Genomic DNA, 14,398 nt, shown 5'->3' with positions numbered 1-14,398 from the left:
AAACTTTCATTTATGTTGCCATGATTCGTCTGATGCTCAGGCGGCTAGCGTAGCCCCTAACTTCTCAGACATCCTCTTAGACGCTCTGACTCAATAGGAGATCTCGCTTGTTCATTAGCTAGGCAACGACAGGCAGATTTCACAATTATTTCTAGTACTGCTTTGTTTAACCAACTTCCAAATCTTAAAGGTAGTCGATATTTATTGTTTGCTACTCATCCTATGCTTGAAGTGGAAGAGCATTTTAGTCAAAATGGGGCTTCATATTTAACTTTCTATGCTTTTGGTGATGATTTAAGTACACCAATCCAACCCAACGGCTATTCTGCTGATTATGTCAATAGGGTGATTCAAATACTTGAACGAGAGGCTACTCAACCTAATTTAAGTGAATTGGATCATTTACTATTTGAGCAAGCTAGACAAGTGGGAAAGAAGATATCAGAAGAGTGGCTAAGTAAATCTAGAATCTTGCCTAAGCTTGGGCAGCAGCAATATTTCTTACCGATCCCTGTAGCATTGGTAGCCATTATCCATGCCAGTCTTTAGATTCGCCTTTAGTTATGGCATAATGATGCACTGGTGCGGACTGAACATAGTCCATCAGTATTTAACTAAAGTTACTTGGTTGTAGCCTTCACCGATCGCAGTTCTCCTACTACTCACCTTTAGACATCTTGGTTTCCAAGCCGGTTCCGGTCAAACACGCACCTGTCAGATTGGTTCCTGATAGATTAGCATTCTCCACATCCGCACAGAGGAGGTTTGCGCCTGCCAAATTCGCGCCTGCCAGATTTGCACCCACCAAATTCGCTTCTTCCAAATTTGCCTCGCTGACGATCGCGCCTTGAAGGTCAGCCTGCATCAGGTTTGCGCCGTGCAGATTGGCACTGCTGAGATTGGCACCGCGCAGATCGGCACCGCGCAGATCGGCACCTTGCAAGTTACAGCCCATCAAGTTTGCGCCACTGAGAAACGATCCGGCAAGGGTGGCTCTGGTCAGGCGCGATCGCATCAAGTTTGCGCCCCGCAGATTCGCTCCGCGCAGGTCAGCCTCTGTCAGGTCAGCCTGCATCAAGTTTGCGCCCATCAGCGTCGCCCGCAGATCTGCCTTAATCAATTGGCAGCCCAGCAGATTTGCGCCTTCCAAAGAAGCTCCGGTAAGCTTCGTATGTTTCAGGTCGGCACCCATGAGTCGCGCGCCAGTCAAATTCACGCCTTGCAACGCTTTTCCTGATAAGTCAGCTTCTTCTAAATCGGCACCGGGTAAGTATTTCACGTCTGAAGATTGAGTTGCGGAAGATTGAAGATCGAGAGTCATAGAAAGATCAGTATAGTGAAGTAAGGAATGAAAATTTAATAAATCCGGGATTTGGTAGGGGCGCGGCATTCGGCAGATGATTCTCTGGCACTTTCAAGGAGTTTTTACCGAATGCTGCGCCCGTACAGGTGAAATTTAATCCACGATCCTAAGAGCGAGAAATGAGAGCTTCGTCGTGGGAATCCAACAGCCACAGTCCGGCGGAAATTTTAGGCAGACTTACCGGTAGGCTGAGTCCTTGTTGCAGACCAGACACTAGCAAGGTCAGAGTATCCACCAGTTTTGGATCCCAGCGCTGGCTTTGTTCTTTGTGGCATTGCGCTAGGGCGATCGCCAAACAATCTTCTAGGCTGGAAATCCCCTCTGATCGGGCACGTTGATCGGCGACCTGCTGTTGGAAAGCCGCCACTAACCCTAATATCCGAGATTCCAAAGGAATTTCATCCCCTGCTAAACCGCCAGGTTTTCCGGAGCCATCCCACTGTTCGCTCAGGTGAGTAATGATCGTGGCGATCGCCCGTAGCTGCGGCATAGTGCGAAGTACCTGGGCACCCGGCACTAAGGGGCAACAAGGCGCATCAATGGCTTGCTCTTCAGGATAGCGTCCAAAACTGCTACTCGTGAGCATGGATGTAGAAGACTGCAAGGGAGCCAAGCGGTGGAGTAAACTTGCGAGTTTTAGGCGATTTAATTGCCATACCGGAAGATCTAAAAACTGCCCCATTGCCTCAACCAAGGTGGCAACTTCAGCGGCAGCATTGGGGTTGAGCGCATCGGCTTGATCCGTTAGTTGCGCCATTCGCAAGAAAGCCTGCACCTCATTGGATAGCAGGTTGCTATCTAGAATTTGGGGTTGCTCAACGGTGTGATAGGCAGCCGTGCTGATGATGTGGCTATCCTGCAAGTAATCCACGACGCGAGAGACAATGGGTTCCAGGGGATCACGTTGTTCAATCGGCGCGGAGCGAATCGCCTGAATATGGTTTGTTAACGTATCCGCTAGTGTTGGATTGTAGCTGCGAAGATGGGCGATCGCCAGTTCCATCGTTTCTTGTACTAAGTCGGCTTCAAATGTCCAAAAGCCATAAAACTTACGTTCTAGATCAACCGTAGGAACGCCTTGTTTGCCATAATCGGCTGCGGTTAGCTCCTGACACAGCACCATGGCGGAATAGGTGGGAGCCAAAATCATCAAATGCCATTCCTGCGCTACCGGATCATCGGCGTTGAGGCTAACCAGATCCACATTTTGACGTTGGCTCGTGGGATGTTCACCAAAGCCGCTGTCGGGTGCCGCCATGATCACGACTTCCCGCGATCGCTGTGCCAAATCAGCATAGCGATCAGCTTCTTGCAAATACCATTTGCCCCGCTGAAACGCTGTAATTACTAACGGCTCACTGCTACAGGTGAGAATACAATCCTCTAACGCATGGCAGAGCGCCACTAGCGTATTTTTGTAATACACCCCAAAGTTCAGCGATCGCTGGTTTCCTTGCCCCGACTGGTGCGCCGCCTTCAACTGATAGAGGATTGAACCTTCAAGCATGGTACAAAGAGTTTCCTAAACTGACAGTAATAATTCCTTCGATTTTTGCTCAATCGGAGCCGACAGCGCCTCTTCCAAATCCGCCCGTCCCAAACGCTCTTCCAAAATATTCATCACCTCGCGCCCAAAATCATTGGGATTCCGCCGCCACGCTTCTAGGCAAACATTGCCAAAGAAAGAGCCGAGGGGTTGAGGATTCCAAAGGAGCTTGTGAACTGTCCAGGGCTTCACGTTCATCGGATCGTAACCGGGACGCAGAATGTCATTTTTGAAGGCATATTCTTCCAGATGAGTGTGCGGCTGCAAACCAATGAAGAAAATGGCAGGCTCCACTTTATCGGCACCCAAAATGCTTTCCAGTTCGCGATGATAGGCGATCGTTTGACGAATGGTATCGAAAGTTTCGTCAATCACGTTGAACGAATAGTTGACGGATACTAAATCGTTGAACCCAGCAGTCTTCAAATCGCGACAGTTTTGCAAAACGGTGCGGAGGTTGTACCCCATTCTCATTTTACGAACAAGTTCTTGAGAACCGCTAGTAATGCCGATTTCAAAGTAGTTCATGCCCGTTTTCACCATCAGGTCACACAGATGGGGCGTGAGGTTATCGGCACGAATGTAAGCCGCCCAGTGGATGTCTTTCATGCCGGCATCCAATACTTTTTGCAGCAATTCCACCACGTCATCCATATATTTACGGGCGGGAATCAGTTGGGCATCGGTGAACCAAAAGTTACGAATGCCGCGATCGTACAACTGGCGCATTTCAGCCACCACTTCATCGGATGGGTTAATCCGGACTTGCTTGCCTTCGATCACCGTGTAGATGCAGTAGCAGCAGTTATGAGGGCACCCGCGTTTCGTTTGCACCCCTACATAAAAGTCTTCGGCTTCCAGGTAATAATCAAACTCTGCCCAAATCGTTTCGATGTAGCTGTAATTACAGGCAGTTTTTTCGATCGCCGCTGGAACTTCATGAATCAGGCGATCGCGGGGGCTAGTTTCTCCCACAATGTAGCAGCGCTCTTGAGCTAAACTTTCGCCGCGCACGATTCGTTCTAACAGCGCTTCACCTTCGCCCACAGAAACAATGGAGCCTTTGGGTAAGCTTTTACCGAGTTGTTCATAAAACACGCTAACCGCACCGCCGCCCACAACCACTTTTGCGGCGGGTTGATATCTCTTTGCCCGTTTAGTGCCGCGCTTGATCAACCCTAGATTGCGCCATAGTTCACCGTAATATCCTGTGGCAATGCGGGTTAAACCAAACGCACCGCGCAATTTGACAATGGGATTGAGCGAGTAAAAGAATTCAAAGGTGTATTGCAGCGGATTACCACCGCGTCCACCCACGGGCGCATAAATCTGAATATCTCGCCAAGAGAACACAATCAAACTGGGCTGAAATTCATCGATACAGTCATCTAAAGCACTGGCATAGTCGAGCGGGGGCACAGTACCCAAATCAAAGATGCGCTGTTGTACTGTGGGAAACTGCTTGTGGACATGATCTGCCAGGTAAACAACGCCAATGGGAAAAATTGGATTGCAGGGGAGGCGAACGTAGAGAATCCGACTTTCCATAGCGGGCACTTTAAGGTGGGATTTCTAAAAAGAATAATTTCTGAGTTTATGTCACACAACTTTACGATACCACTGACTTTAGTGACCTGGACAGACTTGCTGGGAATTGTTGACCCAATTTTTTCATTCAGCCCAATCTAGGGAAAGAAAAATTGGAAAAAGATGAGTTCTAGAAAAAATGTAATTCTAGTGATGGTTAGTGATTGGATTTACAACTAGCCGCGATCGCCAATGTTAAGGTGAAGCATGTTTTAAACACCCTTTAGCGCACCCTACCGGATATGGCTCAAATTTTTGATCCCCTACCTTCTGATCAGCGCAGTGCAATTACTTGCTGCTATGTCAACGCTACGAGCCGTATGCAGATTGCTCGAATTACCAACATTCCAAACTGGTATTTTGAACGGGTCGTCTTTCCAGGGCAGCGATTAATTTTTGAAACCATGCCAGACTCATTGCTGGAAATTCACTGTGGCATGATGGCAAGCGCGATTCTAGCTGATACGATTCCCTGCGATCGCTTGCAAGTTGAAGATGAAATCATTTCACTGTTCACGCCCGATCATGAACAGCGACTGGAAGAACTCAACGACGGGTTAGGATCGCCCCCGCCTCTGATCACCAGTTCCACTCCAATCACCACTTGAAGGCAGTTTATACACTGCTATAGCCACGCCCTAACGCCTGTCGAAAACTAGTACGCAACTCAAAACTCAAAACTGCCTAAGCAAAGGTTGCTGGAGTTACCCTAAACTCTACTAGCCTCATGCTTTTGGTTGAATCACTGATTCACTTTTTCCCTGATACTAGAGTGGAACTGATCGTGTTCAGGGAGGAATCACTGTGCTATCCAAAGGTTTTGAAGTTGAGATTTATACCAGTACTCCTGAGGGCGATGCTGTTGGGCTTTCTGACAAAATTGTGGCGGCATTAGATGGGTTTGTGCGCGAACCTGATAGCCGCAACGTGGAGTACACAACTCCGCCCTGTCATCGCTATGAAAGGCTTCTGTGCGACTTGCTGCAACCCCGGTTTAAGTTACGCAACTATTTAAGACAGTTAGGAGACTACACGTTGCTACCAGGTAGCACTTTGGCATTAGGCGGCAGCGATCGCTTCATGCGTTCCGATCCTGGAAATCCTTACCATACCTATATTGAGCAGACCTACGGCACTAAGGTTGTTACTGCTAGCATTCACATCAATATTGGTATTTCTGACTTAGAAACGCTGATGCGGGCTTGTCGATTGGTGCGAGTGGAAGCGCCTTTGATCTTAGCCTTAACTGCCTCATCGCCATTTTTGAACGGAGCCGCAACGGGCTATCATTCCACCCGCTGGAGCCTGTTTCCTAAAACTCCCGCCCATGTGCCGCTGTTTGAAAGCCATGCTCACTTCATCCGCTGGACAGAACAGCAACTCGCCGCAGGCACCATGCAGAATGTGCGTCATTTGTGGAGTTCGGTGCGCCCCAATGGCGATCGCCGTCCCTACAATCTCAATCGGGTAGAGTTGCGAATTTGCGACTTGGTAGTAGACCCGCTTTCTCTACTGGGAATCACCGCCCTGCTGGAAGCCCGATTATTGCAAGCGATCGCCAATCCCGGTCTAGATCCGTTACAAATGAGCCAACTTTCTAATGATGATTTGATTGCCCTCACGGATGCCAACGAACTCGCTGCTGGCAAGCTTAGCCTAGAGGCTGAACTACGTCACTGGCAAGATGGTCGCCCAATCATTGCCAGAGATTGGATTGAGCAACTTTATCAGGAAGTCTGGGATACTGCCAAAAAACAAGGCTTTAGCTGCTTTTTGTCACCCCTAAAAAAGATTTTACGAGACGGCAACGAAGCTCAGCGTTGGCTGAAACTACACGAACAGGGACTGCCTGTACGCCAAGTCATGCAGCAAGCGATTCGAGACACTGCTGCGATGGAATTGGCATTGGAAGACGAGTTGTGCAGTTCATTAGTAGCGTAAAAGAGGGCGAGGGGCGAGGGGCGAATTGCGGATTACAGAATTACGTTTGTGTAATATTTTCGTGAAAAATATGGTGTTTCTTGAAGGCTCCATAGAATTATGGAACGAAAAAGGATGATGGATTGACATTCGACACTCAACATTCCTTTCTACTCCCTCTCCGCTTTCTCCCAGCAGTGATGTGGAGTTTGCCAGTCACCATGGGGAACGCTGATCACTCCTTTGGCAAGTAAAGCTACTTTGCCATTTGGGGCGATCGCCCAGCCTTGAGCTTCTGTAATTAGAAGGGGTGATGAGGGGTTGGGTAAATCCCCTGGCAATCTTACACTTTCGGGTTTGGTAGTTTGTATTTCTGCTAATTCCACCAAGGGGCGATCGCCCCCAAATGCCTCATTGGGACTCTCTGGTAGCCCACCGCGCCCCGTGACCACAAAGCGACTTTCTTTCTTGGCTGCTTGTCTTCCGACTGAACATCCCACCGCGATCTGATTGGATGGGTCAACTAGATTGACTGAAAAAGCTGCTAACCCTCGGCTAGGGTCGATGTTGAGCGTGTTAATGGTGACGGTGCCGCTAATGCCGAGTTGAGAACTGGCAGTAATATCGCTAAAGGGCGTTAATTTAGGTTGAAATCGCAGCCCGTATATCGCGTTTGTAGTGATATTAATTTTGCCGCCATTCCCAGAGAAGGCATTCGCGGTGATATCGCTGTTTTCACCCAGTACCCCAATGATAAAGGGCGCTCTAATGGTAATATTGCCGCCATCACCGCCTGCCTGGGTCGTTCCAGCGCTGGCAGAGATCAGGCTATCCCGCCGCAGGAGTAACAGGCGATCGCTCTCAATAGTGATATTGCCTCCTTGGTTGGTGGCGGTTTCTGCCGTAATAAACGCCTGCTGATTCAGGGTTAGCTGACCCGCCTGAATCGCAATGCTGCCACCCTGTCCAGTGCCTTGACTTCCTGCCGCAATTCCAGCTTGATTTTCAATCAATGTGGTGCCTGCATTCACAAAAATATTGCCACCGTTGCCTGTAGAACCTGCGATCGTGCTAGCAAATAAGCCCGTATTTCTATCCGATAGCATCAAGTCAGATGCGCTTACTGTGATGTCTCCCGCCCGTCCACTGCCGGATGTGGTGGTGAGGAGTTGTCCGCCGCTGTTGGCATCCAGGCGATTCGTATTGACTGTGATGCTACCGCCGGGGCTAGCTGTGGTGGTGGTGGCGTTCAAAGCGGCACCGTTGGAAAGGCGAAAATCTTGGGAAGAAACGGCGATCGCCCCTCCTCTGCCCGTGTTGGAATTGGTTTGGGTGAGCAAGCCACTGCCAGGATCAGCAATATCCACAGTGGCAGCAATCAAATTGATATTCCCAGCATTGCCCAAACCATCAGTTCTCGCCGTCACTTGGGCACCGCCTGTGAGGTTAAATTCGCGAGTTTCCAGATCGATTGAGCGCCCGTTGCCCGTTGAGCCAGCTTCTGCAATCCCCTGAATTTGAGCGCCCTCACCTAGGGAAATGCGATCGCTCGTCTGAATCACAATTCGCCCTGCATTCCCCTGTCCGGCAGTACTGGCAGAAATTTGGGCACTTCCTGCCAGCGATAATGTACCTGCCTTTAAAGTAATCTCTTGACCGCTGCCCATTGCGCCTACCTCCACTCTGCCCTCAATCCGGGCATTGTTTGTCAGCGATACCTCACCCGCCTGCACTTGAATGGTTCCTGTATTCCCCTGTCCGCCTGTACTGGCAGAAATACGGGCGTTGTCAATCACAGTGAGTGCATGGGTGACTAGGGCAATGCTGCCTCCCTGACCGCCTGACCCAGCGCTGGTGTTTGCAAACAAACCGCTGTTGATGCCAGCTAAGGTAATCTGATTGGCAGGGCGAGTGGGACTGCCTACTGTAATGTCTCCGGCGCGTCCATTGCTGGAAGTCGTGGTGCGGAGTTGTCCACCCTGCGAGGCATTCAGGGTGTTGACATTGACGGTAATATTTCCGGCGTTGCCCTGACCGTCGGTGCTGGCGGATAATCTGGAATCATGGGTAAGATTGAGCGATCGCGCCGTCAGGTCAATCGTTCCCGCATTGCCGATCGCATTGGGCTGTACAGAGGTCGAGATTTCACTCTTGTTAGCCAGCGAAACGTCGTTATCTACCTGAATTGTTACGCCTCCCGCGTTTCCTTGTGCCGCTGTGCTGGCAGAAATCGTGAACTGATCCAGAGACAGGCTTCCCGCTTGAATGGAAATATCCGCCGCATTGCCAATGCCTGCAACGGCGCTGGTGGCAACCCCAGAACTCAGGGTTACAGCATCTCTTGCCTGAATCCTAATCCCTCCGGCATTTCCTTGTACCTGCGCGAATGAACTCAAAACACTGCCATTCAGTACAGACAAGGTGCCCGTGGCGATCGCAATTCGTCCCCCGTTTCCCCGTTGCTCTGCCTGGGAAATCAACCGCGCCTGATTGGTCACTAATAATGACCCTGAATTAATCACAATATCCCCCGCGTTCCCTCCAACTGGATTTTGGAAACCAACCAAGGTGAAAATGTCGCTACCTCTGCCATCAAACACCACAGCACCTCTGGCGTTAATTCGCACACTTCCCGCATCTCCATCGGCAAAGGTGGCTGTGACCAGTTGACCAATACTGGCATTGGCGATCGCGGGCGGCACCCCTGTTACCGTGACCGAACCCGCATCAATTTGAATATCACCGCCTCGACCCACTCCGCCAAACTCCAAACGGCTCCGAGCAAACCCACCCTCAAACAAAACTCCATCACGAGCGGCGATCGCAATATCTCCGGCGCGTCCCTGTCCTCCGGCAACACTGGAGTTCAGTTCAGAATTGCCATTGACCACCACGGAACCCGCATTGATTGCAATTCCACCACTATTCCCCACCGCCCCACCAAAGATCAAACTACGAACACTGCTGTCATTCGTCACTTGAACGGCATTGGTTGCATTGATTCTGACCTGCCCCGAATTCACCTGACCTAAGGTATTGGACTCTACAAAAGCAAAGTCTAATAAAACCGATTGTCCGGTTAAGGTAATGCTGCCTCCCGTCGCACCAGGGAGATTTCCAGAGCTATTGTTGAAAATATCCGCCGCCAAAAGAGCTAGATTTGCTTGGCTTGAGAGGTTAACAACGCCCCCCAATGTTCCCTGCGAGGTAATTTCTGCTCCGGGAAACAGGGTCAAATCTCCCTGAGCCAACATCGTAATATTGCCCCCGTTGCCAATCGGAGCCGATGAATTAATCACCCCCGTTCCTGAGATTGCGCCACGAGAATCAATCACCACCGAACTGCCATTGGCTGCCCCAACTAGAATCGAAGCATCAATGTCACCGACCTGAATCGTGCCAGGTAATGCCAGGTTGGGACGATATTGATTCGTCAAAAACACCAGCCCCTCCACATCAGCCGGGGTAAAAATAGTGCCAACGCTAATATCGGCATTGGTGGGATTTGGCGTAAAGAATGCAGGGGCAGTAAAAGCACCCGCGCCCGTCAGTCCAATTGGCGCACCAATCGCAATGGGATCAAGTCCTGCTCGAATATCCAAAGTAGGAGTGGTTTGACCATTGATGTTAACCGTAGCGCCATTAGAAAGGGCGATCGCCTCAACAATGCCATTCACCGGGTCGGCTCCTGTGATGTCAACTAAGCCTGTGATTGTGACGCTTCCCCCGGCAAAAATGTGTAGCGATGCGCCGACATAGCCACCCAACACCACATCCCCATTCGATCGAATGATGGGATCGTGGGGACTGTGCAAAATGCCTGGTTGCCCATCGAGTTGCTCAACTCGCACATTACCCCCAGCAGTATAGTGAGCATCACCGATGATCGCAGTGGCGCTACGGATTACCAGATTTCGTCCTGAAAATAAGCCGCTAGCAGAATGGTTTAGCGCAAAAATATCGACAGTGCGATCGCCTTGAATCAGTAAATCTCTCCCTGATTGGGCTGCGAATGGAGTGGTAACATCTCGAATTTGTACGGTGTCTGATTTCAGGATTAAGTCCCGACCTGCCACCAATTGCCCTTGCAAATCTAAATGGGTTGCTTCTAGGATCAGGTCTTGTTCGGCGGTGAGGTTGCCGCGATTCGTAATAGTGCCAGAGGCAATGCTGCCCGATTGCAGTCCGGGTGTCAGGTTTACCGTGAGTAGTGGGGGGGCTTGAGGATCGGTGGTGCTGAACTCGCTGCCGTCTGGAAACTTGAAACTGTTAGCAGTGCTGGCAACAAAGGAACCGCCAATTTGCAGCCGCGCATTTTGCCCCAATATAATGCCGTTAGGATTCAGCAGAAATAGACTAGCGGTGCCGTTAGCTTTGATTAATCCGTCAATGTTGGAAAGGGTATTCCCCGTTACCCGCGTCAAAATAGTTTGGATTTGGGGCGCGTTATTAAACCAGGCAGAGCCACCCGTGGGAATAGAAAATTCACGAAAGCTATGGAATAGATTCACGCCGCGCACGGTGCCGCCGTTTATCTCACAGGTAGTACAGCCGCTCGTAACGCTGGAGTTGACTGGCAGTGTGGCATCAGGAATAATTTGCGCCTGAACAGAAAAATCCGGAAGGAGGGGAGCGATTTGTAAAACGATCTCTATGGGAAGCGCAATTATTCCAGCCAGCCAACGCCAAGCAACAATAGCCTTCATGGTAAATTCCAACCTTTCAGAAGAATTTACCGACACTCTAGCCACATCCGATTCAGAAATACCACGGTGCCAGAAGTTTTTTTACAATTCGCTAGAATTCAACGATCACGGGGGTATGGTCGCTGGGTTGTTCTAGTTTGCGGGGTGCTTTATCGATCGCGCAGGCGATCGCTTTCTCATACAGGTCAGGCGATAGGTAAATGTGATCAATTCGCCAGCCTAAATCACGCCGAAACGCCGCCGATCGATAATCCCACCAGCTAAAGTGTCCGCCGTCTTTAACAAATTTGCGAAACACATCCGCCAAGCCCAACCGCAAAATCACTTGCAGCGCCACCCGTTCCAGATCCGTTGCCATCACCTGATTCACCCGTCCGGTAGGATCATGAATGTCGATGTCTTCTAGGGCAATATTAAAGTCGCCGCAGACTAACAGGTGATTGGGTTCTAGCATCAGCGCTTTCAGATAATCATGCAGCACTTCCAACCAGCGCAACTTGTAAATATACTTTTCGCTGCCCACGGCTGACCCATTGGGCACATACAAATTCACCACGCGCAGATCGCCAATAATCCCCGTGATCACCCGTTTTTGCTGATCAAACTCAGCGACGCGATCGCCCAAAATTGGCGCAAACCCTCGGCTCACATCGCTCAATGGCTCCCGGCTTATTATCGCAACACCGTTATAGCTGGGCTGCCCAAAAATCGCTGCGTGATAGCCAATTTCTGTAAAAGCATCACGCGGAAACTTCTCATCTACTACCTTAGTTTCCTGCAAACACAGGACATCTACTGAAGTGGTTTTCAACCAGTCTGTGGTGTGGGGCAGACGGGTACGAATTGAGTTGACATTCCAGGTAGCAATTTTCATTAAGCAAAGGACGATTCGTGAAATGTTTGCGAAGCTTTCCACAGAATCCTACAGGAATCGCGGTCAGCTTTTTGAGAATAGCAGCGAAAGCGATGGTCATTTAGCTAACTCTACCAGCGGATTACTAAGAGCACACGGAAACTCCTGCCTGATCATCGGGTAATAGAGATCGCCGGAAACCTTGACCTTTGTTCCGAACCCCGCCACTTGACCGTTCGCTATGTTCACCTTGAGGTCTTTGTCCCTGTACATCTCGGGTATGGGTCCAATCTGGTTGGGCTGGCTCCCGATCTCGGTGGACACTCCAACGGGCTTGCCGTTGAATTCAGTTGTTGGGTAAAGCCGGAGTATCGCGCCTGTTTTTGGGTTGACCTTTTCGGGCAAGCGCAGATAGCCCTTCACGGCGACGCGCTTACCGTCGTTTGCTTTATCGCAAACCGTGGCGAAGCCTTTTACTTCACCAACGGTTAGGGGCTTTTTTTCACTGCTACCGCACGAGATGAGCGCGGTAGCAACCAAGCTGAGGGCGATAAGGCTACGCAGTGTCATGATGTTCCTCCTGAGTGAATGTTCTGACGAGGCTAAGGTAAGCAAATAAGCGGAAGGGCGATCGCTCCTAACTTTTTCCACCGGTAAACGCCACGCCTTGAATAAAGTAGCGGTTGAAAAAAGCGTATACCGCTAAAGCAGGTAACGTGAAAATCATGGAGGCTGCCATGATGTAATTCCAATAGCTGATGTATTGCCCTTTGAACGCATTTAAGCCGAGTGGCAGCGTAAACATTTCGGAATCAGAAAGAATCACTAGTGGCATGAGAAATTCATTCCAGGAACCCATAAAAACAAAAATTGTTTGAGCCGCTAATGCGGGTTTGGCAAGGGGTAGAACAATTTGAAAAAAGGTGCCAAAACGACCCAAGCCATCGAGTGCGGCGGCTTCTTCTAGCTCTTTGGGAAAGTTGATAAAAAACTGCCGCATCATAAAAATAAAGGTGGCATTGATAGCGGATGGCACAATTAATCCTTGATAGGTATTGAGCCATCCGAGCGATTTGAGAATCAGAAATTTAGGCAATAGCGTAATTTGTCCGGGCACCATCAGCACTGCCAGAATCAGAAAGAACCAGAACTGATTGCCGGGAAAGCGAATTCGTGCCAGGGCATAGCCTGCCATTGAATTAAACAGTAAGTTGAGAAGGGTGACGGAAATGGCGGCGATCGCGCTGTTCATCAACCAGCGACCAAACAATGGTTCTTGCACAAAAATCGTTTGATAGTTCGCCCATGTCCACTGTTTAGGAATTAAACTCAAGCCGCCTGCTGAAATTTCAGCAAGAGATTTGAAAGATGCTGACAACGCCCAAGCAAACGGCAGCAAGGTAATCAGCGTGTAGATCGCTAAAAACAGATATAGGACTGCGGTTAATCCACGCATGGCTTTCATTGAAAGTTCCTAATCGAAGCGTTCTTCTTTGAACAAAGCTCGTTGAATAATTGTTGAAGTCATCAATATAACCGCCAAAATCAACGTGAGCGCTAAGGCATAGCCCATATCTAGATTTTTGAAGGCATATTGATAGATCAACAGCACGATCGTTAGGGTTGAATCATTGGGTCCTCCAGAACCCGCAGAGAAAATATACGATTGGTCAAAAAGTTGAAACGTGCCAATGATTCCCATGACAATGACAAAAAAAGTAACGGGTTGTAAGAACGGGAGAGTGATATGCAGAAATTTCTCCCAAGGGTTGGCTCCATCCAACGTCGCCGCTTCATATAACGTCTCTGGAATTCCTTGGAGCGCTGCCAAATAAATCACCATAAACAACGGCGCGGTTGACCAAATATTCATGATCATAATCCCCTTCAATGCGACATTGGGGTCGCCTAACCAGTTGTAGGTTGGTAAATGGAAAAAACTCAGCAGGCTATTGAGCAAGCCATTTGAGTTATAGATCCACATGAAGATTAACGTTAGAACAGCCGATGAGGTAACGGTGGGCAGAAAAAAGGCAACCCGAAACCACGATCGCCCCTTAATTTGGCTATTCAAAATCAGGGCAAGCATCAGCGCTAGGATTGTTTGAACAGGCACGACGATCGCCACATAGTCAGCCGTATTTTTGAGGGCAATCCAAACGCGATCGTCTTGGGCAATTCGGGCAAAGTTTTTTAGCCCGGTAAACTGATAGCTGACATTCCCTAAAAGCTGGACTTTTTGAAAGGCGAGCGTCACGGCATAGGCGATCGGCAGGATCAAGAATACTCCAGCAATCAAAATTGTTGGAGCCATAAACAGATAGCCTGTCACAGGCTCTTCTGAAACCCGTTTTTTCCAGCCAGCTTTGTTCAACTCATTCATCCTGATCACTTCCCATCTTTTGGATCTCCGACTCCTTCAA

At 49.5% G+C, this 14,398-nt stretch carries 11 protein-coding genes; 3 read left to right on the top strand and 8 right to left on the bottom strand.

Features of this window, described 5'->3' with window-relative positions:
• Positions 1 to 162: 162 nt before the first annotated feature.
• Positions 163 to 549 (top strand): hypothetical protein, encoded by a 387-nt coding sequence (locus AB3R30_RS14860; protein WP_458649981.1) that lies wholly within the window; start codon positions 163 to 165, stop codon positions 547 to 549.
• A gap of 109 nt (positions 550 to 658) precedes the next feature.
• Here the strand turns inward: AB3R30_RS14860 and AB3R30_RS14855 are convergent, their stop codons facing one another.
• The 3 genes from AB3R30_RS14855 to AB3R30_RS14845 all read right to left on the bottom strand — a co-directional run bounded on the left by AB3R30_RS14855 (position 659) and on the right by AB3R30_RS14845 (position 4,457).
• Positions 659 to 1,321 (bottom strand): pentapeptide repeat-containing protein, encoded by a 663-nt coding sequence (locus tag AB3R30_RS14855; protein ID WP_458649980.1) that lies wholly within the window; start codon positions 1,319 to 1,321, stop codon positions 659 to 661.
• Between the two features lie 148 nt (positions 1,322 to 1,469).
• Positions 1,470 to 2,870 carry a DICT sensory domain-containing protein gene (locus tag AB3R30_RS14850; RefSeq protein ID WP_458649979.1) on the bottom strand — a complete coding sequence of 467 codons (1,401 nt, stop codon included), beginning with the start codon at positions 2,868 to 2,870 and terminating at the stop codon, positions 1,470 to 1,472.
• A 15-nt stretch (positions 2,871 to 2,885) separates the two neighbouring features.
• Positions 2,886 to 4,457, bottom strand: coding sequence for a photosystem II high light acclimation radical SAM protein (locus AB3R30_RS14845; protein WP_458649978.1), 1,572 nt, complete (start codon positions 4,455 to 4,457; stop codon positions 2,886 to 2,888).
• 281 nt (positions 4,458 to 4,738) lie between these two features.
• Here AB3R30_RS14845 and AB3R30_RS14840 point away from each other — a divergent pair, with 281 nt between their 5' ends.
• Both AB3R30_RS14840 and gshA read left to right on the top strand, forming a co-directional pair.
• The gene (locus AB3R30_RS14840) at positions 4,739 to 5,104 is read left to right on the top strand and encodes a DUF1830 domain-containing protein (protein WP_458649977.1); all 366 of its coding nucleotides are present in this window, start codon (positions 4,739 to 4,741) and stop codon (positions 5,102 to 5,104) included.
• Positions 5,105 to 5,300: 196 nt separating this feature from the next.
• A complete protein-coding gene (gshA, locus tag AB3R30_RS14835) occupies positions 5,301 to 6,437 on the top strand; it encodes a glutamate--cysteine ligase (protein ID WP_458649976.1) in 1,137 nt (378 codons plus the stop codon).
• Between the two features lie 149 nt (positions 6,438 to 6,586).
• On the opposite strand, the gene AB3R30_RS14830 is transcribed toward gshA, so the two are convergent.
• From AB3R30_RS14830 to AB3R30_RS14810, 5 genes are all read right to left on the bottom strand, one after another.
• On the bottom strand, positions 6,587 to 11,122 hold the full coding sequence (locus AB3R30_RS14830) for a two-partner secretion domain-containing protein (RefSeq protein ID WP_458649975.1): 4,536 nt from the start codon (positions 11,120 to 11,122) through the stop codon (positions 6,587 to 6,589).
• A 91-nt stretch (positions 11,123 to 11,213) separates the two neighbouring features.
• Positions 11,214 to 11,996 carry an exodeoxyribonuclease III gene (gene xth, locus AB3R30_RS14825; RefSeq protein ID WP_458649974.1) on the bottom strand — a complete coding sequence of 261 codons (783 nt, stop codon included), beginning with the start codon at positions 11,994 to 11,996 and terminating at the stop codon, positions 11,214 to 11,216.
• Between the two features lie 96 nt (positions 11,997 to 12,092).
• Complete coding sequence (locus AB3R30_RS14820) at positions 12,093 to 12,545, bottom strand: hypothetical protein (protein WP_458649973.1); 453 nt, start codon at positions 12,543 to 12,545, stop codon at positions 12,093 to 12,095.
• Positions 12,546 to 12,612: 67 nt separating this feature from the next.
• Entirely contained in the window at positions 12,613 to 13,440 is an 828-nt protein-coding gene (locus tag AB3R30_RS14815) for a carbohydrate ABC transporter permease (protein ID WP_458649972.1), read from the bottom strand.
• A gap of 9 nt (positions 13,441 to 13,449) precedes the next feature.
• The gene (locus AB3R30_RS14810; RefSeq protein ID WP_458649971.1) at positions 13,450 to 14,358 is read right to left on the bottom strand and encodes a carbohydrate ABC transporter permease; all 909 of its coding nucleotides are present in this window, start codon (positions 14,356 to 14,358) and stop codon (positions 13,450 to 13,452) included.
• Positions 14,359 to 14,398: the final 40 nt, after the last annotated feature.

The organism is Sivoneniella epilithica UHCC 1019 (assembly GCF_040830845.1).
Lineage (GTDB): Bacteria > Cyanobacteriota > Cyanobacteriia > Leptolyngbyales > Leptolyngbyaceae > ULC077BIN1.
The sequence above is the reverse complement of the archived record's forward strand: the minus strand, read 5'-3'. Positions and strand labels throughout refer to the sequence as shown.